General features: G+C 61.6%; 23 protein-coding genes and 1 pseudogene. 16 read left to right on the forward strand and 8 right to left on the reverse strand.

Translation table 11 applies throughout. The annotated features are described in order from the left end of the window. Positions 1-47 precede the first annotated feature (47 nt). Positions 48-1376: a nickel pincer cofactor-dependent isomerase, group 22 gene (locus NBT67_RS03315; RefSeq protein ID WP_251343390.1), complete on the forward strand. Its 1329-nt coding sequence runs from the start codon at positions 48-50 to the stop codon at positions 1374-1376. 141 nt (positions 1377-1517) lie between these two features. On the opposite strand, the gene NBT67_RS03320 is transcribed toward NBT67_RS03315, so the two are convergent. After that, a complete protein-coding gene (locus tag NBT67_RS03320) occupies positions 1518-2624 on the reverse strand; it encodes an NADH:flavin oxidoreductase/NADH oxidase (RefSeq protein WP_251343391.1) in 1107 nt (368 codons plus the stop codon). 143 nt (positions 2625-2767) lie between these two features. After that, positions 2768-3460, reverse strand: a complete 693-nt coding sequence (locus NBT67_RS03325) for a TOBE domain-containing protein (protein ID WP_251343392.1) — start codon at positions 3458-3460, stop codon at positions 2768-2770. Positions 3461-3599: 139 nt separating this feature from the next. Here NBT67_RS03325 and NBT67_RS03330 point away from each other — a divergent pair, with 139 nt between their 5' ends. The 10 genes and pseudogenes from NBT67_RS03330 to NBT67_RS03375 all read left to right on the forward strand — a co-directional run. After that, the gene (locus NBT67_RS03330) at positions 3600-4529 is read left to right on the forward strand and encodes an ABC transporter substrate-binding protein (protein ID WP_251343393.1); all 930 of its coding nucleotides are present in this window, start codon (positions 3600-3602) and stop codon (positions 4527-4529) included. Continuing rightward, positions 4529-5248, forward strand: a complete 720-nt coding sequence (locus tag NBT67_RS03335) for an ABC transporter permease (protein ID WP_425498891.1) — start codon at positions 4529-4531, stop codon at positions 5246-5248. The genes NBT67_RS03330 and NBT67_RS03335 overlap by 1 nt, the downstream gene beginning before the upstream one ends. Beyond that, the gene (locus NBT67_RS03340) at positions 5248-6012 is read left to right on the forward strand and encodes an amino acid ABC transporter ATP-binding protein (protein ID WP_251343395.1); all 765 of its coding nucleotides are present in this window, start codon (positions 5248-5250) and stop codon (positions 6010-6012) included. Before NBT67_RS03335 ends, NBT67_RS03340 begins: the two co-directional genes overlap by 1 nt. Positions 6013-6186: 174 nt before the next feature. Further along, positions 6187-7329 carry a substrate-binding domain-containing protein gene (locus tag NBT67_RS03345; protein ID WP_251343396.1) on the forward strand — a complete coding sequence of 381 codons (1143 nt, stop codon included), beginning with the start codon at positions 6187-6189 and terminating at the stop codon, positions 7327-7329. Between the two features lie 53 nt (positions 7330-7382). Then, positions 7383-8363 (forward strand): ABC transporter permease, encoded by a 981-nt coding sequence (locus tag NBT67_RS03350; RefSeq protein WP_251343397.1) that lies wholly within the window; start codon positions 7383-7385, stop codon positions 8361-8363. Continuing rightward, the gene (locus NBT67_RS03355) at positions 8363-9337 is read left to right on the forward strand and encodes an ABC transporter ATP-binding protein (protein ID WP_251343398.1); all 975 of its coding nucleotides are present in this window, start codon (positions 8363-8365) and stop codon (positions 9335-9337) included. The genes NBT67_RS03350 and NBT67_RS03355 overlap by 1 nt, the downstream gene beginning before the upstream one ends. A gap of 126 nt (positions 9338-9463) precedes the next feature. Further along, complete coding sequence (locus tag NBT67_RS03360) at positions 9464-10102, forward strand: 50S ribosomal protein L1 (RefSeq protein ID WP_251343399.1); 639 nt, start codon at positions 9464-9466, stop codon at positions 10100-10102. After that, positions 10099-11154, forward strand: a complete 1056-nt coding sequence (locus NBT67_RS03365) for a 50S ribosomal protein L10 (RefSeq protein WP_251343400.1) — start codon at positions 10099-10101, stop codon at positions 11152-11154. The genes NBT67_RS03360 and NBT67_RS03365 overlap by 4 nt, the downstream gene beginning before the upstream one ends. 9 nt (positions 11155-11163) lie before the next feature. Next, a complete protein-coding gene (gene rpl12p, locus NBT67_RS03370; RefSeq protein WP_251343401.1) occupies positions 11164-11514 on the forward strand; it encodes a 50S ribosomal protein P1 in 351 nt (116 codons plus the stop codon). 103 nt (positions 11515-11617) lie between these two features. After that, a pseudogene (locus NBT67_RS03375) lies at positions 11618-12472 on the forward strand (tripartite tricarboxylate transporter permease); the annotation flags it as partial. An 820-nt stretch (positions 12473-13292) separates the two neighbouring features. On the opposite strand, the gene NBT67_RS03380 reads toward NBT67_RS03375, so the two are convergent. The 6 genes from NBT67_RS03380 to NBT67_RS03405 all read right to left on the reverse strand — a co-directional run bounded on the left by NBT67_RS03380 (position 13293) and on the right by NBT67_RS03405 (position 19163). After that, positions 13293-13580 (reverse strand): hypothetical protein, encoded by a 288-nt coding sequence (locus NBT67_RS03380; RefSeq protein WP_251343402.1) that lies wholly within the window; start codon positions 13578-13580, stop codon positions 13293-13295. A gap of 31 nt (positions 13581-13611) precedes the next feature. Next, positions 13612-14370: a hypothetical protein gene (locus tag NBT67_RS03385; RefSeq protein ID WP_251343403.1), complete on the reverse strand. Its 759-nt coding sequence runs from the start codon at positions 14368-14370 to the stop codon at positions 13612-13614. Then, on the reverse strand, positions 14370-14606 hold the full coding sequence (locus NBT67_RS03390) for a hypothetical protein (RefSeq protein ID WP_251343404.1): 237 nt from the start codon (positions 14604-14606) through the stop codon (positions 14370-14372). Before NBT67_RS03390 ends, NBT67_RS03385 begins: the two co-directional genes overlap by 1 nt. Before the next feature lie 218 nt (positions 14607-14824). Continuing rightward, positions 14825-15823: a hypothetical protein gene (locus tag NBT67_RS03395; RefSeq protein ID WP_251343405.1), complete on the reverse strand. Its 999-nt coding sequence runs from the start codon at positions 15821-15823 to the stop codon at positions 14825-14827. Positions 15824-17680: 1857 nt separating this feature from the next. Next, positions 17681-18676 carry a tyrosine-type recombinase/integrase gene (locus NBT67_RS03400; protein WP_251343406.1) on the reverse strand — a complete coding sequence of 332 codons (996 nt, stop codon included), beginning with the start codon at positions 18674-18676 and terminating at the stop codon, positions 17681-17683. A 1-nt stretch (position 18677) separates the two neighbouring features. Beyond that, positions 18678-19163 carry a hypothetical protein gene (locus NBT67_RS03405; RefSeq protein ID WP_251343407.1) on the reverse strand — a complete coding sequence of 162 codons (486 nt, stop codon included), beginning with the start codon at positions 19161-19163 and terminating at the stop codon, positions 18678-18680. 33 nt (positions 19164-19196) lie between these two features. Here NBT67_RS03405 and NBT67_RS03410 point away from each other — a divergent pair, with 33 nt between their 5' ends. The 5 genes from NBT67_RS03410 to NBT67_RS03430 all read left to right on the forward strand — a co-directional run bounded on the left by NBT67_RS03410 (position 19197) and on the right by NBT67_RS03430 (position 20894). Then, a complete protein-coding gene (locus NBT67_RS03410) occupies positions 19197-19592 on the forward strand; it encodes a tripartite tricarboxylate transporter permease (protein WP_251343408.1) in 396 nt (131 codons plus the stop codon). A gap of 77 nt (positions 19593-19669) precedes the next feature. Then, positions 19670-20014, forward strand: coding sequence for a MoaD-like domain-containing protein (locus NBT67_RS03415; RefSeq protein ID WP_251343409.1), 345 nt, complete (start codon positions 19670-19672; stop codon positions 20012-20014). A gap of 94 nt (positions 20015-20108) precedes the next feature. Then, positions 20109-20288 carry an HVO_2753 family zinc finger protein gene (locus tag NBT67_RS03420; RefSeq protein WP_251343410.1) on the forward strand — a complete coding sequence of 60 codons (180 nt, stop codon included), beginning with the start codon at positions 20109-20111 and terminating at the stop codon, positions 20286-20288. 2 nt (positions 20289-20290) lie between these two features. Continuing rightward, on the forward strand, positions 20291-20557 hold the full coding sequence (locus NBT67_RS03425) for an elongation factor 1-beta (protein ID WP_251343411.1): 267 nt from the start codon (positions 20291-20293) through the stop codon (positions 20555-20557). Positions 20558-20603: 46 nt separating this feature from the next. Then, entirely contained in the window at positions 20604-20894 is a 291-nt protein-coding gene (locus tag NBT67_RS03430; RefSeq protein ID WP_251343412.1) for a 50S ribosomal protein L21e, read from the forward strand. Positions 20895-20899 lie beyond the last annotated feature (5 nt).

Here is a 20899-nt window from a genome sequence, read left to right on the forward strand (position 1 = left end):
GCGACGATCCGCGGGTTTCTTTTCACCCTCCGTGCTAGTGACGCGGTATGACAGACTCCCTCGTCGTCCCCGAGGACACCGTCCGGCAGGCCGTCGGCGACGTCGCCGTCCCGCGAATGGGCGTGATCGAACAGGTCTGGGAGACCGACCCCATTCCGACCGCCGAAATCGAGAGCCGGGCCACCACGGCCGTCTACGACCTCGACTTCTCGTCGGTCCCCGACGGCGGCGAGGTGGCCATCGGCGCCGGTAGCCGCGGCATCGCGAACCTCGAGGCCATCGTCCGCGGCGTCGTCGCCGGCGTCCGCGAGCGGGGGTACGAACCCTTCGTCTTCCCGGCAATGGGGAGCCACGGCGGGGCGACCGCCGAGGGCCAGCGCGAGAAACTGAACACGCTCGGGGTGAGCGAGGAGTCCGTCGGCTGTGAGATCCGCGCGACGATGGAGGTGGAGACGGTGGGCGAGACGCCCGAACGCGGCGTGTCGGTGTACGCAGACGCCAACGCCGTCGCCGCCGACGGCATCGTGATGGCCAACCGGATCAAACCCCACACCGACTTCGGCGGCGAGGTGGAGAGCGGCCTCTCGAAGATGCTCGTCATCGGCATGGGGAAACAGAAGGGGGCGAAGATGGCCCACGACTGGGCGGTCGACTGGAGCCTCCGGAACATGCTCCCCGAGATCGCGAGCCAGTTGCTCGAGGAACTCCCCGTCGCCGGCGGCGTCGCCATCGTCGAGGACGAACACGACGACACGACGCTGATCGAGGGGGTCCCCGCGTCGGGCTTCCTGGAGCGCGAGCGGGAACTCCTGGAGATGGCCTACGACCGGATGCCGAAACTCCCCTTCGACGACCTGGACGTGCTGGTCGTCGACCGGATCGGCAAGGACGTGAGCGGCCAGGGGATGGACACGAACGTCACCGGCCGCCGGCACTTCACGATCAACGAACCCGAACCGGAGTCGCCCGACGTAAAGCGGATCTACCTCCGCGGGTTCACCGAGAAGACGAAGGGGAACGCGATGGGGATGGGGCAGGCCGACTTCGCCCACCGCGACGTGAAGGAGAACCTCGACTGGCCGAAGGCACTCATCAACGCCATCACGGCCAGCACGGTCCGCGGCGTTCGCCTGCCGCCGGTCGTCGAGAACGACCGCGCCGGGTTGCAGGGCGCCCTCGGCACCATCGGCCCGGTCGCCGGCGACGAGGCGCGCGTCCTGCGGGTCACCGACACGATGCGTCTGGAGCGGTGTTACGCCTCGGAGCCCCTGATCGAGGCCGCCCGGGAGCGCGACGACCTGCGCGTCGTCTCCGACCCCGAGGAACTCGCCTTCGACGACGACGGCGAGTTCGCCGCGCCGTCGCCCGACCTGTAAGTCGCGGTCCGTCCGCCGGACGCGGTCGTGCGGTCCGACGGCGCCGTCTCGCGGGAGGTGGCGGCCGACGGCTATAGTAGCGACTGAAACTGTTTGCACAGCAGATCGTACGCAGTACTGCGATCTGCTGTGCAATGACTTTCAATCGCTACTATCGAACGCCCGGTCGTACTGCACCGGCACCTCGATGTCGTCCAGTCGGTCGAGTTCCCGGGCCGCGCGGAGCGCGAAGTACGGATCGCGGAGGTGTTCCCGGCCGACGATGGCCAGGTCGCCGCGGCCGTTGCGGACGAGGGCGTCGGCCTGCTGGGCGGTGGTGATGCCGCCCACGGCGCCGACGGCGACGTCGGCCTCGGACTCCTGTCGGATCCGCCGGGCGTAGCGCTCCTGGTACCCCGGCCCGGTCGACGGGATCCGCTGATCGGGGTGGATCCCGCCGGCGCTCACGTCGATCAGGTCGACGCCGAGGGGGGCCAGGTCGTCGGCCAGCCGGATGGAGTCCTCGACGGTCCACGAGGGGCGGTCGTCGAGCCAGTCGGTCGCCGAGATGCGGACGAACAGCGGAGCGTCGTCGGGCCACACCTCGCGAACCTCGCTCGCGACCTCCCGGAGCAGGCGGGTCCGCCCCTCGAAGTCGCCGCCGTAGTCGTCGGTCCGGCCGTTGGTCACCGGCGAGAGGAACTCGTGGAGGAGGTAGCCGTGGGCGGCGTGAATCTCGGCCACCTCGAAGCCGGCGTCGCGGGCGCGTTCCGCGGCCGCGACGAACGAGTCGATCACCCCGTCGACGTCCGCGGCGGTCATCGCCCGCGTCGCCGTCTCCCCCTCCTCGTAGGGCCACGGATCGTCCGAGGGGGCGACCGTCTCCCACCCGTCCTCGCCCGCGAGCGGTCGGCTCCCCTCCCACGGCCGGGTCTTCGAGGCCTTGCGGCCGGCGTGGGCGAGTTGGATGCCGGGCACGCTCCCGTTCGCCCGGATGGACGCCGTGACGTCGGCGAGGGCGTCGGCGTGGGCGTCGCTCCAGATCCCGAGGTCGTGGGGTGTGATCCGTCCACGGGGTTCGACGGCCGTCGCCTCCGTCATGACGAGGCCCGCGCCGCCGACGGCGCGGCTGACGAGGTGGGTGTGGTGCCAGTCCGTCGGCAGGCCGTCCCGACCCTCACAGGAGTACTGGCACATGGGCGAGACGGTCACGCGGTTCGGGATCTCGGTGCCGCGAAGCTCGAGGGACGTAAAGAGGTCGGCTGTCACGGGCGGGCGTTCGGCCCGGCGGGCGATACGCCTGTCGGAACCGGCGGAGGCTTCGGGAGCCAATACGGGTCACTGTCAGTCAGTACCGGCGGTTCGCCGAGACGGTCCGGTGAACCACCGGTAGACAGTTACAATCACCCGCATCAGGCCGACGGCACGCCCCGCGTGGCGGTCGCCTTGAACGAGGCGACGACGGTCGTCCCACGGTGGAGGTTCAGTTTCTCGACGCTTGCGACCGTCACCAGCGCCGAGACCGACACCTCGTCGCCCACGTCGACGGTGACGAGCGCGACGGCCTCGCCGGCGTCGACGGTGCGGACCGTCCCCTCCAGTCGGTTGCGGGCGCTGGTGCGGTCCGGATCGGGCGAGCGCGAGGGGTCCTGCAGCGTCACCGCGTCGGCCCGGAGCGTGAGGCGGACGTCCTCGCCGTCCGCCTCCGGTACGAGCGCCCGGACGGCCCCCGCCGGCGTCTCCACGGTCGCCAGTTCCCCGTCGCGCTCGACGATCCGTCCCCGGAGGACGGTCTCGGCCGTCTCGGCGACGCCGCTGAACTCGGCTCGCAACCGGTCGTAGCGCGACAGGAGGTCGCGCGCGCGGTCGGTGAGCCGACTGCCGCCGCCCCCCGAGCCGCCGCGCTTGCGCTCCACGAGGTCGCCGAAGGCCGTCTCCAGTTCGACGATCCGCTGCTGGGCCCGCGAGTAGGACCGGCCGAGCGCCGACGCCGCGGCGTTGATCGACCCGTGGTCGTCGATGGCCCGCAGGAGGACGACGTCACGCTCCGTCAGCGTCACGTCGCCCTGCCCGATGCGGGCGTCGAACTCGGTCGAGAACTCCATACCCGACGTACAGCGGCCGGCGTCAAAGACCTTGCCGCCGGGCTTTCCCCCCGCCGAACGACGCCGGCGGGAGGCATCGTCCCCCGTCGCGGCCCGCAGACCGTTAATTATTTTATAAATACTTCCCAAGGTTGTGTCTATGTCGATACAACGGCGGCAGTTCATCGCGGCGATCGGCGGCGGAGCGCTCGCAGGCATCGCCGGCTGTTCCGGAACCGACGGCGGCGGCCAGAGCGAGGACGGCGCTGGCGTCGCCGGCGAGACGCTCACGCTGACCACGACGACGAGCACCTACGACACGGGACTGCTCGGCGAGATTCACGGCGACTTCGAGGAGATGTACGGTGTGACCGTCGACGCGGTCGCGCAGGGAACCGGTGCGGCACTGGAGTCAGCCCGCAACGGCGACTCGGACGTCGTGATGGTCCACGCCCGCGGACTCGAGGACGAGTTCATGCGCAACGGCTACGGGATCAACCGACGGGACCTCATGTTCAACGACTTCGTGATCGTCGGCCCGGAGAGCGATCCGGCCGGCATTCAGGGCATGAGTTCCGCGACGGAGGCGCTCAACGCCATCGCGGAGTCGGAGTCGACGTTCATCTCCCGCGGCGACAACTCCGGCACCCACACCAAGGAACTCAACCTCTGGGAGGCGGCGGGCACGGACCCCGGCGGCGACTGGTACCAGGAGATCGGTGGCGGGATGGGCGAGGCGCTCAACATCGCCAACCAGCAGGGTGCGTACACCCTCTCGGACCGCGGGACCTTCATCTCACAGCGCTCGGAGATCGACCTGGTCATCCTCGTCCAGGGACCGATCGAGGACGGGCCGGAGATCCTCGCCAACCCGTACGGGGTCATGGCCGTGAACCCGGGCGTTCACGAGAACGCCAACTACGACCTGGCGATGGCGTACATCGGCTGGATCACCAGCCCCGGTGCGCAGGACGCCATCTCGAACTACACGATGAACGGCGAGCAGCTGTTCTTCCCGGAGGCCGTCTCGGAGAATCCCGACTTCCAGCAGTACGTTCCGGAAGGCTGGAGTAGCGACTCCTCCGAGTAGTGACCGTGCCAGTCGAACCGGTCGCACAGCTTCCGGCCGTCGTCGACTTCCCGTTCAGGGAACAGTACGTCTGGAGCATCATCTACGTCTCGCTGTACGTGAGCGTCACCGCGGTGGCGCTCAGCACGCTGTTCAGCCTCCCGGTGGCCATCGTGATGGGATTCACCGACTTCCCCGGCAAGCAGTTCGTGAAGTCGGTGATCAACACGGGGATGGGCTTTCCGAGCGTCGTCGTCGGGCTGGCCGTCCTCTTCATCGTGTCGAACCAGGGGCCGCTGGGGGCGCTGAACCTCATCTTCACCAAGGAGGCGATGATCATGTCGCAGTTCGTGCTGGCGACGCCGCCGATAACGGCAATCGCCCTCGCGGCCATCACGGGCGTGAACGAGAACGTCCGCGACGCGGCTCACGTCCTCGGCGGGACGCGTCTCGACGTGGCGCTGGTCGTCCTCAAGGAGGCCCGCTACGGCATCGCGACGGCGGTGCTCGCCGGCTTCGGTCGCGCCATCAGCGAGGTCGGGTCCGTCTTCATCGTCGGCGGCAACATCGTCAGTTCCGACGGGGTGTCGAGCACGCGGACGCTGACGACGGCGATCCAGTTGGAAGCACGCCAGGGCCGGTACGACACCGCGATGGTGATCGGTGCGATCCTGCTCGCCATCGTGCTGACGGTCAACGCCATCGTCGTCCGACTCGGTGACGAGGGGGCGATGCAGTGATGGTCCGGCTCTCGAACGTCACCCACGCCTTCGGCGACGAGACGGTGTTCGAGGACCTCTCGCTCTCCATCGACCCCGGCGAGGTCGTCGGGATCATCGGCCCCTCGGGGGTCGGCAAGACGACGATCCTCCGCATCCTCGCCCTGTTCCTCGAACCGACCGACGGGACCGTCACGCTCGACGGGGAGGACGTCTGGTCGCTCTCCGAGGACGAGCGACTGACGCTCCGGCGACGGATCGGCATGGTGTTCCAGGAGGCGAGCCTGTTCGACGCCAGCGTCGAACGGAACGTCGAGTACGGCCTGCGGGTACGCCAGCCCTGGAGCGACCGGCTCCGCGACGAACTGTGGTCGGTCGTGGGGTCGAACGGGACGCCCGAGGCGGTCACCGAGGCGCTCGAACTCGTGGGCCTGGACGGGAAGCTTCACCAGGAGGCACGTTCGTTGTCCGGCGGCGAGGCCCAACGCGTCTCCTTCGCGCGGGCGCTGGCGTACGACCCCGACTACCTCCTGCTCGACGAGCCGACCTCCGACCTCGACCCGCGGAACACGGACCTCATCGAGGACGCGGTCCTCGAGGCCCGGGACCGCGGCATCGGCGTCGGCATCGCGACCCACGACATGCACCAGGCCGAACGGATCGCCGACCGGGTCGCCGTCGTCCTCGGCGGCGGCATCGCGGAGTTCGGCCCGGCCGAGCAGGTGTTCGAGAACCCGACCGACGAGCGGACCGCCAAGTTCGTCTCCGGCGAACTGGTGTACTGATCGCTCTCCGTCGGCACCGGGACCCCTCACTCCGCACCGGCCGGCGTCCAGTACCGTCGACCCCCTCGTCCCCCACTGCAGGGAGGGGTCGGTCGATCGGTAGCGCCCTCGCGACGGGGCCGCAAAAATCCAAAGACATTATGTCCCACAATAGACAACGCCGTTGTGCTACCAATGAAACAACGAGAGCAGTACGAGCACTGGAAGCAGGTCGTGCGGAGTCGGTCGCGGCGTGACGTGCTGAAAGGGCTCGGTGCGGCCGGCATGGCGGGGCTCGCTGGCTGTTCCGGTGGCGGTGGCGGCGGTGGCGAGGCGACGGCCACCGCGACGGCCACCGAGACCGAGGGATCGATGGACTCCGGCGGCGACGCGACGGACACGCCGACGGAGACCAGCAGCAGTTCGGAAGTCGACGGGTCGATGACCATCTTCCACGCCGGCAGCCTCGCAGCGGCGTTCAGCGAGGCCGAACCGGCGTTCGAGGAGGAGTACGGCGTCGACGTGAACCGCGAGCCGAAGGGATCGGTCGCCTCGACCCAGAAGATCACCCAGCAGGGTCGGCGGGCGTCCGTCCTCGGCACCTCCGACTTCCGGCTCATCCGCGACCGGATCGTTCCGGACTACGGTGATTGGTACACGATCTTCACGACCAACTCGATGTCGATCCAGTACCGCGAGGATTCACCGGGCGCCGACGAGATCTCGAAGGACAACTGGTGGGAGATCCTCTCGCGCGACGACGTGACCATCGGTCACTCGGACCCGGCGGTCGACCCCGGTGGGTACCGCGCGGTCATGACCCAGCAACTCGGCGCCGAGTCGTTCCAGGGAAGCCAGCTCTACGACCAGTCCACCTACGAGACACTCCGCGAGAACTCGACGGTGCCGACGGGGACGGAGACGAAGCTCCAAGGTCAGCTTCAGTCAGGTGCGCTGGATTACGCCTTCTACTACCAGTCCATCTCCAGCACCAACGACATGCCCTACATCGACCTCCAGCCCCAGGTCGACCTCTCGCGGGCGACGAGCGAGTACGCCCAGCACTACGCGAAGGCGGAAGTCGAGACGGAAAGTGGGACCTTCACCGGGGCGCCGATCGCCTACGGAATGACCGTCCCGAACGTCGCCCCCAATCCCGAAGCGGGCGCGGCGTGGATCGAGTACTTCGGCAGCGACGCCGGCCAGTCGGTGCTCGAAGAGTTGGGTCTCGTCCCGGTCGACCCCATCGTCGTTCCCCAGAGCGGTCGGGACGCCGTCCCGGATCGCGTGATGGACGTCGCCTCGGCGAAGAGTAACCTCGGCCCGCTGGAACTGTAACGGGGCAGACCGCTCCGACACAGATATGTTTCTGAACGGGAATCCCGATTCCAATGGCAACGAGTACTGAGACGCGACTCTCCCTCGACGGGGTCGGGTGGGGATCACTGGCCGTGGCGTTCGTCGCCGTCCAGGCGCTCGCGTTCACGGGTGCGTACACGACCGGCCGGCCGACGTGGTACGCGTTCTTCATGATCGCGAGCACTGCGGTCACGGCGTATCTCCTCCACGGCGACTCGTTCGTCGTGGCCGCGGCCACGATGGGGAGCATCCTGATGATCGCCCTGGGCCTACCGCTGTTCCTGTTCGTCGCCCGCCAGCAGCCGTCGCTGATCGTGGAGCGGGCGCTCGATCCCGACGTCCACCGGATGCTGTATCTCGGCATCTACGGGCCGCTGCTGGCCGCCATCGTCAGCCTGCTGTTCGGCGTCCCGCTCGCACACCTGTTCGCGGAGGGGTTCACCGGACAACAGCTGGTCGAGAGCCTGGTCGACCTGCCGCTGGTCGTCCCCCACAGCGTCGCGGGCATCCTCATCCTCTTCGGCTTCGGGTCGGGCGGTGCCTTCCCCAACGTCTCGGTCCTCGGAAGCATGATCGGTATCGTGCTGGCGATGACGTTCGTGAGCGCGCCCTACGCCGTCAACGCCACGCGGGAGGCGTTCGAGTCCATCGACGACCGCCTGGAGTACGCCTCGCGCATTCACGGCGCGAGCCGCTGGGACACGTTCCGCCGGGTGACGGCCCCGCTCGCGGTGCGCGGGATGGTCACCGGGGGCGTCCTCGCGTGGGCGCGGGCCGTCTCGGAGTTCGGCGCCGTCGCCGTCGTCGCCTACTCCGTCTCCTTCTTCTACCCACCCGCAGGCGAGAAGGTGACCGCCCAGCACGCGCCCGTCTTCGTCTACAACACCTACCTGACCGGGGGGCTCGAACAGAGCGGCGCCGTCGCGTTCATCCTGCTCGGCGTGTCGGCGGTCATCTTCTTGGTCATCCGGTATCTCACCAGCGACAGTTCGGCCACCGGAGGTGTCGTCTGATGGGGCTCCAGGCCGACGTGTCGGCGACGTTCTCCGCCGACGGCGCGGAGTCGTTCCACGTCGACGCCGCCTTCGAGGTCGAACGCGGCGAGAGCCTCGTGATCCTCGGGCCGAGCGGGAGCGGCAAGACCCTGCTGCTGGAGACCGTCGCGGGCTTTCACCCCCACGACGGTCCCGTCACGCTCGACGGCGAGCAGGTGAGCGGGACGCCGCCGGAGGAGCGGGACTTCGGCTTCGTCTTCCAGGACTACGCGCTCTTTCCCCACATGACCGTCCGCGAGAACGTCGACTTCGGGAGCCGCTATCACGACGACACGCGCGACCCCGACCCCCTGCTCGCGGAACTCGGCGTGGCGTCGCTGACCGAGCGCTACCCGCCGACGCTCTCCGGGGGCGAGAAACAGCGGGTCGCGCTGGCCCGTGCGCTGGCGGTCCGCCCCGAGGTGATGCTGCTCGACGAACCGCTGGCGGCGCTCGACGTTCCCACGCGGCAGTCGCTCCGCGACGACCTCGCCGACGTGCTCGCGGACGTGACGGCGGTTTACGTCACCCACAACCGGACGACCGCCCGTGCGCTCGCGGATCGCATCGCCGTGATGAACGACGGGGGGATCGTCCAGGTCGGGACCCCCGAGGAGGTGTTCGAACGGCCGTCGTCCCCGATGGTCGCCCGGTTCACCGGAGCGAACGTCGTCGACCTCGACGACGTCCCGTCGATCCGGGCGGCCGTCGACGTGGCCGCGAACGGCGTCGTCGCGATCCGACCCGAGGCGGTGCGGATCGACGACGACGGCGACGTGCGCGGGACCGTCGACCGGGTCGTGCGGGAGGACGCGACCAGCCGCGTCACCGTCTCGGTCGACGACGGGACGGTCGAGGTCTTCACCGACCGATCCGTCGCCGTCGGCGAGGAGTGCGGGCTCACGTTCCCGGCCGACCGAATCCACGTCTGTGAGGCCCGGTCGCCGGCGTAGGCGCCTCGGACCCGCCCTGTCGACGCTTCGACGGGTTTAAGTCCGACTTCCTCCACCTTCCGATGAGACAGGCCACCGCCTGTTTCACTGACCCGTAGGAGCGCAAGCGTACTACGGAGGTGAAAGATGGCAGATACAATAGAGCAAGCAGTCTCTCGCGCACTCGACGAGGCGCCGCCGCGGAACTTCCGCGAGACGGTCGACCTCGCCGTGAATCTGCGCGACTTGGATCTCAACGACCCGTCGAATCGCGTCGACGAGAGCGTCGTCCTGCCGGCCGGCACCGGCCAGGAGACCCAGATCGTCGTCTTCGCAACCGGTGAGACCGCACTCCGCGCCGAAGAGGTGGCGGACGACGTCCTCGGCCCCGACGAACTCGAAGAGCTCGGGGACGACGACGACGCCGCGAAGGACCTCGCCGACGAGACCGACTTCTTCGTCGCGGAAGCGCCGATGATGCAGGATATCGGTCGCTATCTCGGGACCGTCCTCGGGCCGCGCGGCAAGATGCCGACGCCGCTCCAGCCCGACGACGACGTCGTCGAGACGGTCAACCGGATGAAGAACACGGTTCAACTCCGGAGCCGCGACCGCCGCACGTTCCACACGCGCGTCGGCGCGGAGGACATGTCCGCCGAGGACATCGCGGACAACATCGACGTCATCGTCCGCCGCCTCGAGGCGGCACTGGAGAAGGGGCCGCTCAACATCGACTCCATCTACGTCAAGACGACCATGGGTCCGTCCGTGGAGGTAGAGGCATGAGCGAGAGCGAGGCCGTCAGGCGAACCGAGACGATCCCGCAGTGGAAACGCGAGGAGGTCGACGAACTCGTCGAGTTCATCGACTCCTACGCGAGCGTGGGCGTCGTCGGCGTCGCCGGCATTCCGAGCCGACAGCTCCAGAACATGCGCCGCGACCTGCACGGGAGCGCCGACGTCCGGATGAGCCGCAACACGCTCCTCCGGCGGGCGCTCGACGAGGTCGATCAGGGCTACGAGGGCCTCTCCGAGTACGTCTCGGGGCAGGTCGCCCTCATCGGCACCAACGACAACCCGTTCGGGCTGTTCCAGCAACTGGAAGCGTCGAAGACGCCCGCCCCGATCAACGCGGGCGAGGTCGCCCCCAACGACATCGTGATCCCGGAGGGCGACACGGGGATCGATCCCGGTCCCTTCGTCGGCGAACTCCAGCAGGTGGGCGCGGAGGCCCGCATCATGGACGGCTCGATCAAGGTGACCGCCGACTCGACGGTCCTCGAGGCCGGCGAGGAGGTCAGCGACGAACTCGCGAACGTCCTGAGCGAACTGGGCATCGAGCCCAAGGAAGTCGGGCTCGACCTCCGTGCGGTCTACTCGGAGGGCGTCCTGTTCGAACCCGACGAACTCGCCATCGACGTCGACGAGTACCGCGCCGACGTGGAGTCGGCCGCGGCCGCCGCGCGCAACCTCTCGGTCAACGCGAGCTACCCGACGGCCCGGACGGCGGGCACGCTGCTGGCCACGGCGGCCGGCCAGGCCAAGTCGGTCGGCCTCTACGCCGCCATCGAGGACCCCGACGTGATGCCGGACCTCGTGGCCAAGGCGGACGGCCAGGTGCGCGCACTCGCGGCACGGATCGACGACGACGAGGCGCTCCCGGAGGAACTGCGCGGCGTGGAAGCGCCGGCCGAACCGACGGGTGCCGACGACGAGGACGAGGAATCGAGCGACGATCAAGAAGACGAAGCCGCCGACCCCGACGCGGACGCGGACGCCGACGACGAGGACGACGACGACGGCGACGCGGGCGAGGGCCTCGGCGCGATGTTCGGATAACTCAGAACAATGGAATACGTTTACGCAGCACTCATCCTGAACGAGACCGGCGAAGAGATCAACGAAGACAACGTGACCGCGGTCCTCGAAGCCGCCGGCGTCGACGTGGAGCAGTCCCGCGTCAAGGCGCTGGTCGCCGCCCTCGAGGACGTCGACATCGAGGACGCCATCGAGACGGCCGCCGCCGCGCCCGCCGCTGGTGGGGGCGCCGCCGGCGCTGCCGCCGGTGGCGACGAGGACGACGACGAGGGCGACGAGGCCGCCGACGAGGCCGCCGACGAGTCCGAGGAAGAGGACGCCGCCGAGGAAGACGAGGACGAAGAGGCCAGCGGCGAGGGCCTCGGCGAACTCTTCGGCTGACGTCGGCCACCCCGTTCGATCCCCGTTTTTTGCGACGCCGACCGCGTAGCCGCGCGGCCGTCGGCCGAGGGTTGAAACCCGGTGCCGCGGCCACCCCCGCGGGATGGCAACGCCCGTCGGCGCCACGACGCTCGCGTACGCCCTGGTCGGCGTCGCCCTCGGGACGTGCAGCGGACTGACGCCCGGCCTGCACGCCAACAACTTCGCGCTGCTGCTCGCCTCCGTCGTCCCCGTCCTGCCGGGCCCGCCGCTCGCGCTCGGGGCCGCCATGCTCGCGGCCGGCGTCGTCCACACCTTCCTCGACGTGGTGCCGGCGCTCGCCCTCGGCGTCCCGGATCCCGCGACGGCGGCGGTGACGCTGCCGGGTCACCGACTCGTCCTCGACGGGCGCGGGCGGGAGGCGCTCCGGCTCTCGGCGCTCGGGAGCGGTCTCGCCGTCGTCGTCGCCCTCCCCGTGGCCGTCCCGTTGACCCGCGCCGTCGAACTCGCCTACCCGACGCTCCGCCGACACCTCCCGGTCCTCCTGACCGTCGTGGGCGTCGTCCTCGTCGCCACCGAACCGACCTGGCGGCGCCGGGTCGCCGCCCTGGCGACGCTCGCCGTCGCCGCGGGCCTCGGGTGGTTCGTCCTCGACGTCGATCCGACCGGCCCCGTGGCCGTCGGCGGCGTCCTCGCACCCCTCTTTGCCGGCCTGTTCGGGGCGCCGGTGTTGATCGAGGCGCTGGACGGCGAGGGCGTCCCGCCGCAGTCGGACCCGACGGTGACGCTCGACCGGCGGACGGTCCTCGGCACGGCGGGCGCCGGCGCCGGCGCGGGGGCGCTCGTGGGCTACCTGCCCGGCGTCTCCGCTGCCGTCGGGACGGTGCTCGTCCTCCCTGCGGTGCCCGGAAAGTCGGGCGCGCGCGGCTTCCTCGTCGCCTCCAGCGGCGCCAACACGGCCAACACGGTCTTCGGTATTTCACTGTAGGTACAACGTTAACAGTCTAATCGACAGACGACGGTGAAATTCGCCAAAATATCTATTAGACGCAGGCGTATGCGCGAGGAATAATCTAATATCTACTGGTTATGATTATTTCTACTGGTTATGATGATACCACCGAATAGTGACCTGAGACGGGGGTAGTGACTTGGGTAGATCGTAGGTCACTCTACTTCCTCAGGTCACTGGTTGCTTGGAAAATGACTGATCGGCTCGAATAGGTACGTCACTGACGTTTATTCCAGACGGATAGTTCTGTAAGTATCTGATTACGCGGTATTCGTCTGTGGTACAACTGGGTTATCAGTACCAGACTCGAAGATAACCGTTCTTATTTGGGAACAAAGACTAATCAATTATCTTACATATTTAGTCTACTGTTCGAGTATCCTATTCTGTAGGTAGAAGGCCTGTCACCCTCAAAATTAGCCTCATAGGGAAACATGTCAGATATTTGGGGGTGGAGGAACAGAGTGCGAGAGAGACGAACCTGCATGACAGACTCATACCTCACCGTCAAAATACTGAGCCTGAGAAAGAGTCTAATCGGTGATTCGAGATTTATTTATTATAGAAAATGAGATGGGAAATCAGTCTCGTCTATGTACCAGATTGCTCTGAGACGTATCAGATTGGTTTCTAAGCCGTTTGAGTTGATTGAAAGTAGGTAGGGTCGTATCTAACTCAAGCCGCTTAGAAACGCACTGAGGGGCTTAGAATAGAAACGCGTTCAGTGACCTAACAATAGCAACACGAACAACGGGTTCGTGTCGTCTGTAGTAGGTCACTGAACGGCCTACGAATGTTCGTATTCATATCGGTGAATCTCGTTCTCCATTCGAGTTGAATAACGATCTTTAGGACAGGAGTATTCTGATACGAAATGGTCCATACTGGTAGCAACTTCATAGAGGCAGATAGCTCCCTGAGTCTCATACTGCTGAATAGCCTGTTGAACGTTCAAGGGCGTCACGCCGACACCAAGCCCCTCTTCGACTAAGCCAGCCATATACTGAATCACCTCTTTGTCACAGAGAGATTGACGGTCGAACACGTAACTACCGTCATCTAATTTCTCTTTCACCGAGCGTTGTTTCAGTTTAGACATAACGGTGTTAGTTATAAGGATTATTCTCTGAACCACCACCGCCGTTATCCCAAGGCGTGGAAGCCGTCTTTCCAGAACCAGCGACGTGGGTATTGTGAGGGCCTTTACGGTCCATCGGTGAGGTATAGAGGTTACTATTACTACCAGAGTCGTCGTTAACAGACCCTTCGAGTAAGCCACATTCGACAGACGCCTTACGAATCTCAGACGAACTAACGTCTTCCTCAAGCTGGTCGGAAAGATACGTAGCTGTTTCGTCAATAGAAAGACCGTCCGTCGCAAGGAGTTGACAGAGAACACGACTGTCTTTCCACGGGGGGTCGGATAGGAAACTGTAAGGGATAGACTCGCCCGACGGGAGGACAAGCGACTCCGACTGTGTAGTTTCCTGTTCGCTCGAAGTATCTTCGATTGTAACCCCATGCAAATCGACGGCCTTGCGAATCAGACTCTCGTCTGTATTCAACTCATTCGAGGCGTCTTCAATCGAGTTGATTAGGTCACTATCGAACAGTTCTGTTAGGAAGTCACTGGCATCGGGAAGCAACACGTCTTCATTCCTAATATAGTGAGAGTATAGATGCCTAACATCGTCGTTCAGACTAACGTCATTCGGCTCAGATGGGTGTTCGACTATGGGAAGACCGTTGTTGTACCCGAGACGCTTAGGTTCGGACAAGGCGTCTTCCACGTACTCAGGTCGGTCTTCAGCAGGCTCACCGTTACGATTACGGACTTTAGCGATGGATTTGGCAGAGAGATTCATCAGCTATCCCCCTCGTAGACGTTCGTCGGGACGAGATAACGCACTACAGGATTGCTCATGCCATTACCAGAAACTACCTCCACAATTTCAGCCGTCTCGGAAACGTCGATTTCATCCCCGTGAGTGAAACGCCCCTCAAGGTAGACGAACTCGGCTTCAGGTCCACTGGTAACTGCTTTCAGAATCCGATTTCCCCGATTAACGTCAATCGAGCTTGCTTCAATTTCCTCCCCCATTTCGATTGTACTTCCCGCCGAGACCCGTTTATTCACACAGAACATCTTCTACTATAGTATAATCATACGCCGAGTCGGAATATTATTACATTCTAATGCGGCGTGGTTTGGACATGCCCGTCGCACAGTCCGTACACCCACTTCTAACCAAGTGGGGTTTCAGTAGAATCAGTACATAGGTCTCCTATGTGGAAATCAGTCTTAACTGACTGATTTTCTCAATAAATAGGAGTCATGTTCCGCTCTTCTAATCGCTTGTAACCGTATTCGACTGCTGAACTAATTTCATCGTTACTCATTTCAAAACTGTCAGTGACTTCTAAGTCTGATTCAAGTTGCTCCATATCAGGCTCATCAATCTCAGGATCATCCGATTCTCGAACCTCTAACTCACTAACGTCAAAATCGTTCATCTGACGCAACTCGTCAATCAGGCTACTGAGCCGTGACAGGTCGTCCGTATCGACATTCAGTAACGCACCACAGTAGCCTACGAGACGGCCATAGAAACCGCTATGCCACCGATTCCAGACATTTACGTAGTTAGACGGTTCACTGAGAATGGTGTCTCTAATCTCTTTTCTGACGTTCTGAGATACATCTAACACGTCTATCAGACTATCGACGTATGCTCTTTGCCCACGCTTGAGTTCCTTATTATTCCGAGTCGCAGTTAGTTTGAACTTGTAGACAGGAACCTTCCAGTCAGTAGAGTGAAGTTCTGGAGCGTCTTCAAGGATTTGAGCATATGACGGTTTAGTACGATAGACGTTAATCGCAGACCAGTCCACCCCACGAAGGTCTTCGTAACTGTCTATCTCAGTGCTAACTCCCTTCCCAAATTGGTACTTCCACAGACGATTGTATTTAGACTCGTCGTCAGCCTCCTTCGCATAGAGGGTTGTTCTCATCGAATCGTCATCCGTACCACCAAACTCGAATGTATCATCACCGTCTCGCCACTCAGTAGTCTCATTATGCTCTTCGCTTACAGAAATTTCAGTAGCATGGGGTTCAGATTGTTCAGACTCTTTCTCGCGTTCCCACCTCTCTCGAACAACTTGGTGAAACCCTTTGGGTAGAGATCGATATTCTACTGCGATGCTAACAGGCTCATCGTCTTCCTCACCGACGTTTAGATAATCACCATCTATAGGGTGGTCGATGTTACCGCCCTGTCGATTACACCATAGCTCACTCAAAGTGACCACCTCCATCACGGCGGGGAAGACGGTGCTTCTTCATGTATTTCAGAACAGTCTGTGTGGTAACACCGAAGCCCTCAGCTATTTCACGCATGGATTTCCGCTGGATGTAATAGCAGACGATTAACACGTCCCTATCACGGTAAGCAGTAGGGTACTGTTCAGCAATATCCTCGATAGAAACTGATTGGACATCTAACATTTTTATTTATTGTAAACTTTTATTTGGAAATTGGTTTAGAAACTACAATTCTAACTATGGTAGTGGCCTGCGAGGTACGCAATTAGTTCGCCATACGTCTTGTCGTCAGGGTTCTGATAGATTTCAGACTTCATTTCATCCAACACCTCTTTACACTCAGATGAAACTCTAAGATGCTTGTCATAGCGACGTGACATTAGAGTTCACCCTCCTCGAACAGTTCCATGAGCTTCGAGACGACTTCACCACGGGGGACAGAACTTGTTCCGTAAAGTGTCTCTTTCAGTTCGTCCAGTCGTTCAATCTCATCTTCGGAAAGTCGGATTTGTTTTCCTCTCATCTGCATCTAATTGGTAATGTTAATGTCAACGACCGTTGACACAGGGGATTAGCAAGGAATAGATATATTCTGCAAATATGCTGGTAAACCGCGAGTATAGTAATCTATCTGTTCAGATACCTTAGTCTCGGTAAACCGACTCCTTAACAAATTACTGAGTTACTATGACGCTTTGTGAAGTCACTACGTCTGTTACAACCAGTATTATCGTCGGCAGTTTTCTGATTGGACTGTATTTGCTACTAACAGCAAAATAAGACTCTCTAAGGCACATTTGGGGTGTGCGTGTAGCCTTTGAAAATTTGCTGATCGGGATAGTAACAGTCTATGTCAATAGTTACCATGCTCTTAGAACGACAAAGAAGTGGCCTGTTAGACCCCCCTCCCTCTTTCAATCATCTGCTACACAGCAAGAGTACGAAGCAAGCGAAATAAATAATAACAAACTACTACGCAAGAGGTTCTATTCTATGAACGTATTTCTCAAAGGGTCTTCGTCTACAAACCTTCTACTAATATCTAATAATATTCCGAACCACCTGAGACAGACAAGTCTCTCTATACGTATCTGCCTCAGACGTATCTCAGAGACGTATATCTCACTCACGCCCATGTGCCAGATTGCTCCGTATCGTATCAGATTGCTCTGTAAGCCGTTTGAGTGATTTGGAAGTGGTAGGCATCCTATTGAACTGAAGCCTCTTAGAAACGCACTGAGGGCCTTAGAATAGATTCGCGTTCAGTGACCTGTGAAAGAAAACAGAATCACGTATGATTGTGTCGTTATCTACAGGTCACTATTCGAGTAACTGCCTGTAGGGTGTGATTGAACGCTTTGACCCTTGGGGTAAGACGAACAGAAATATTGACCCTCGTTAGTAGCAACGTGAGGTATCTAAGACTGTTGTTTTCGACGGGTAGGTAGTTGAGAACCGTGACTGAGAGAGAAAAGTATCTGAGACAATTACCTGTGTTGGAGAGACTTGTCTGTCTCAGAGTTTTCGGAATATTATTAGTGTTATAATGAAGACTTCTGAAATGAAGAAAAGGTTTGAACGAAAGCCCTCAAGGACAGCATAGAAGTATTAATTAACAGGCGCAGCGGGCGCATAGAAGCAGAAGGAAATTGGAATGTGGGGGCGGTCTAATAGGTCACTTCTTTGTCGATTTAGAAGTATGCTAATGAGTAACAAGGACTGCTACCATACCCCCCCGTGGTTAGTAGCATGGAAATGGATGTGATTACATTCCTCCGCGATTTCCACCGAAATGTAACCAAATATGGTAACACTAACCTTGTGTTGTAGGAAAATAACGTTAGATAGACTCAGATATGCGGTCCATGTCTCCGAACCGATTTCTGTAAATCCGTATCGGAATATTTCAGATAATTCTCTTTCGTCGTCTCAATATCATCATGGCCAAGTAGATCGGCAAGCAGTGAAATGTCACCACCGTCGTTAATGAAGTGGACACCGAACGACTTTCTCAAGGTATGTGCGCCGACTCTCTTGACCTTCTGACCACCCCTATTCTCATAGACGGTTTCCTGTAAACCAGCGTTCTCTGCGGCTGTAGTAACCACGTCAGTAACAGTCTGTTCGTCCATTCTCACTTGCCTTCGAGTAGGGAACAAGTATTCAGACTCTTCGGCGTAGAACACTTCATTTCTATCAGCTTCGAGCCACATGGATAGCAGAGAATCCAGTGTTCCATGATACCAAACTGTTCGGGATTCATCTGTCTTCTTTCCGTAGATAGCTATCTTGCGGCTATCTCTGTCGATGTGAGATATTTTGATACGGACTAATTCACTGCGACGGATACCAGTTTGATAGAGCAACCGAACAATCAGTTCGTTTCTAACTGTCGGCGCAGGGACGTGGTTTACCAGCCGTCTAACTTCATGAATCTCAAGGGGCTTCTCACCTCCCTCTACCTCTTTCTTAGAATCACTGAACATACCGTCAATTCGCTCGGGGGTAGCGTGTTCAGTAGGATCGTCACCTACGTCCATCTGAGGGAAACCCCTACGTCCATTCTCACCGAATTTCTCAATCGTACTGTAGAGATCGGAGATAGCAGCATGAGCAACACGGATAGACGATGGAGCATATCCCTGTTCATTCAGCATATGTTGGTAGAAGTCTTCCACGTGACCACTGTGACAGTCTTCTATCCCTACGTCAGTCTCTTCCTCAAGATACTGAACGAAACGACGGATATGCCTACGATACTCCCTTGCAGTATCCGTATTCCCAGCAGCCTTGTAGCTATGATGAGCATCAATAGCCTGTTCGACTACAGAAACCTGTTCAGTCATACTATCCTTCCCTCCAATAACGCGGTTCGTCTTCGTCGGGGATCATATTCACCGCGTTAGATTGACTAATCTGTGCCAAGGCTATGGAAGCCTCTTGCTTACTCACATTCACCTGTTCAGCAATCTCTTGGGGTGTTACAGCCGTATGAAGTGAGGTAGGTAGCTCACTGTAGACGGACGTGACAGTAGCGTCTGAGACGGCTGTGTTAGCCATAACAGTAGACTCAACTGATTCCACTATCTCAGTCAAACCGTCTATCTTGCCGTCGAGACGTGTTAGTAACGACTCTATATCGCCTAGTGAATCTCTATTCCCCGACGTAGTTTCAGCCGAACCAGTTCCGTAGGCATCACCCAACTCCCGTGAGACAGAAAGTCGAATCAGATGGGAAAGTGAGTCGTATTCATCTGAGTCGTCTACTGCTGATTCCCATTTCTGTTTCTGAGTCTCATCTACTCGAAAGGCGATTGTAGGACGTTCACCCATGCTACTGTCTATTATCTCCCTGTAGTTAGTTGTTTGCACTGTAGGTACAGACGAATACCCAACACGGTCTTCGCGCTGTTCGCCCTCGTCGCCCTCGGAACCCCCCGAACCGGCGTGATGGTCGCGATGGAGCGGGCGGGGGTCACGGAGCCCCTGGGAGCCCTGGTCGCGACCGCGGGCCTCGCGGCGGCCATCGGCTTCGCGCTCGTCGTCTCCGTCGGCGACGCGTACCTTCGGACGGTCGGCCGCCTCGACTACACCCGCGTGTCGCTCGCGACGGGCGCCCTGCTGACCGGCGTCGCCTACCTGTTCGCCGGGATCCTCGGCCTCGCGGTGTTCGCGCTCGCGGCGCTCGTGGGCCTCCTCCCGGCGGTTCTCGGCGTCCGACGGGTTCACCTGATGGCGGTGCTGGCGCCCGCGGTCATGTGACGGCGTCTCCCACCTCCCGGGAACCGGCCGGCTAGTTCTTACTGTTACAAATCCAATGCTATCCCGGGTGAAGACGCATGTCCACGCAGTTACTGACGGCGGCGGATCGAAAGCGGCGGGCCGCCCTCGACGCGATTCCGCCGTTAGAGCGGACGGAAACCGACGGCCGACTCCGGATCGTGCGGGGGTTCCGTGGCCTCACGCCCTCGCAGGCCGTCGGCTATCTGGAGGGGCTCGGCGGCGAGCGGGTCGACGACCGGACGGTGGCGGGGCCGGGCTGGCGGGCCACGCTCGACACGCGGACGATTCCCGTCGGCGCCTACCGGCTGACCGAGACGCTGATCACCTGGACCGGCGACCCCGACGCCGTGGAGGCGGTGGTCCTGCGGTTCCGGATCAAGGCCTTCAGGGCGCCCGGATGAGCGGGGTGGGGACGCCGCACCGCCCCGATCCGACCGCTCGGCGCTCGCAACCCGAAAGACAACGATTAAAACCCGCGAGCGGGTTCGTGACTGTATGAGTCAGACCGAAGGGAAACAGGAGCGCCAGTGTGTCTCCTGTGGTATCAACATCTCCGGGATGAGTGCCGCCTCGTTCAAGTGCCCGGACTGCGGACAGGGGATCTATCGCTGTGCGAAATGCCGCAAGCAGAGCAACCTCTACGAGTGCCCGGACTGCGGGTTCAGGGGGCCGTAACGATGGGGAAGGTCGCCGCCAAGATGAAGGTCATGCCCGAGAGCCCCGAGATCGACCTCGACGACCTGCAGGAGCGACTCGAGGCGTCGCTTCCGGAGGGGGCGAAGATCAACGGGTTCGAGCGCGACGAAGTCGCGTTCGGGCTGGTCGCGCTGCTGCCGACCGTGATCGTCCCCGACGACGCGGGCGGTACCGAGGCCGTCGAGGAGGCCTTCTCCGGCGTCGACGACGTGGAGAGCGTCGCCGTCGAGAACGTCGGCCGAATCTAACAACGCACCATTTATAATCGCCACCGCAGTATTCACGTCCACGACGATGCCGAATTCAAACGGTCCGCTGAACGGGACGCGCGGAAAGCTCTCGAACGATCCGCGGGACCGCGGTACGTCCCCACCTCAGCGCGCGATTCAGGAGTACGACGTCGGTCAGAAGGTCCACCTCAAACTCGACCCCAGCGTCTCCGAGGGTCGGTTCCACCCGCGATTCAACGGTCACACCGGAACCGTCGTCGGGACGCAGGGCCGCGCGTTCAAGATCGAGATCAACGACGGCGGCAAGGACAAGACGGTCATCGCACGCCCGGCCCACCTCAAGGCCCAAGAGTAGTCGCC

It is taken from the genome of Haloplanus sp. GDY1, assembly GCF_023703775.1.
In the GTDB taxonomy this organism is placed as follows: domain Archaea; phylum Halobacteriota; class Halobacteria; order Halobacteriales; family Haloferacaceae; genus Haloplanus; species Haloplanus halophilus.